Origin of the sequence: Streptococcus sp. SR4, from assembly GCF_000517725.1 — a bacterium.
GTDB classification, from domain to species: Bacteria; Bacillota; Bacilli; order Lactobacillales; family Streptococcaceae; genus Streptococcus; species Streptococcus salivarius_F.
Map to the genome: position 1 here is coordinate 1 of NZ_AZYW01000021.1, position 1,382 is coordinate 1,382.

The window sequence follows — 1,382 nt, forward strand, 5'->3', positions numbered from 1 at the left end:
TTTATAAGATACCAAGAGCGACCAGAAAGCGACTGAAAATTAGGCGTCTGACACGTCAGCCTGCTGACGTAGACAGACGGTCTATTTTCCAAGCTTTCCGCTCGGGTTCAGTTATACCCTCTGGTTCGCCCTCTCCTTTCTATTAAAACTTCAGTTTTCAGATATTTTTTTCTTAAATCAACAATTCCATAGGATTTTCAATCAAATGTTTCAAATCAACCATGAATTTGGCACCATTCATACCATCTACAATACGGTGGTCAATTGTCAAGCATAGACCCATGATTGGACGTACGACAACTTCTCCATCAACAACAACTGGAGTCTGAATAGTTGCTGAAACACCAAGGATAGCTGAGTTTGGTTGGTTGATGATTGGGTTAAATGACTTAGTTCCAAACATTCCCAAGTTAGTAATAGAGAAGGTTGAACCTGACATTTCTGCAGCCTTCAATTTACCAGCTTGAGCTTTCTTGATGACATCCTTAGAAGCCACAACAAACTCAGACAAACTCATCTTATCTGCACCGTGAACGACAGGTACAATCAAGCCATCATCGAGACCAACGGCAATACCGAGATTAACAAATTTGTGTAATTCGATATTTTGAGCATCGTCAATCAAGGATGCATTGAGGTAACGGTGTTCCTCTTTCATAAGGGTACGCACAACTGCCAAACCAATCAAATCAGTGAAGGTTACCTTCATGCCCGTCTTATTCATGATTGGGTCAAGGACTTGCTTACGAAGAGCCATAAGGTTAGTCATATCAACATCATAGTTAAGAGTAAAGGTTGGTGCAGTCAAGTATGAGTGCGTCATTCCCTTAGAAATTGCCTTACGCATAGCAGACATTGGGATAACTTCCACGCCTTCTGGCAAGACTTTTTCAGGTTTAGCTTCAACCACAGGGGCAGCAGCCGCTTCCTTAACTTGCGCTGGAGCACTGATTGCAAGGATATCTTCCTTAGTAATCTTACCACCAAAGCCTGTTCCAGATACGCTAGCTAAGTCAATACCAAGGTCCGCTGCGATCTTACGTGCCAATGGAGTCGCCTTAGGTTGAGCACCTTTAAAGTTCTCAACGTCATCTGCATGAACACGACCTTTTGCTCCAGTTCCTGGAACTTGAGCGAGGTCAATCCCCAACTCACGCGCCACCTTTCGAGCCTTAGGTGTTGCACGTACTTTGCCGCCTTCGTGAACGATAGGTGCTTGCGTTTGCGCTGCTACTACAGGCTCTGCTACAGCGGCAACTTCTTCAACTTTTGGCGTAGGTTCAGCAGCTGGCGCGCTAGCTGCCTTGTCAGCCACAACTTCACCTTCTGCTCCAATATAACCGATAACTTCAGTAACTGGTACAGTTTCACCAGCCTGACGA

General features: G+C 44.7%; 1 protein-coding gene. It reads right to left on the bottom strand.

Translation table 11 applies throughout. The features are described 5' to 3' along the window. Window positions 1–172 precede the first annotated feature (172 nt). On the bottom strand, window positions 173–1,382 hold a 1,210-nt coding region (locus tag HMPREF1519_RS02510), incomplete at its 5' end, for a dihydrolipoamide acetyltransferase (protein WP_037611128.1).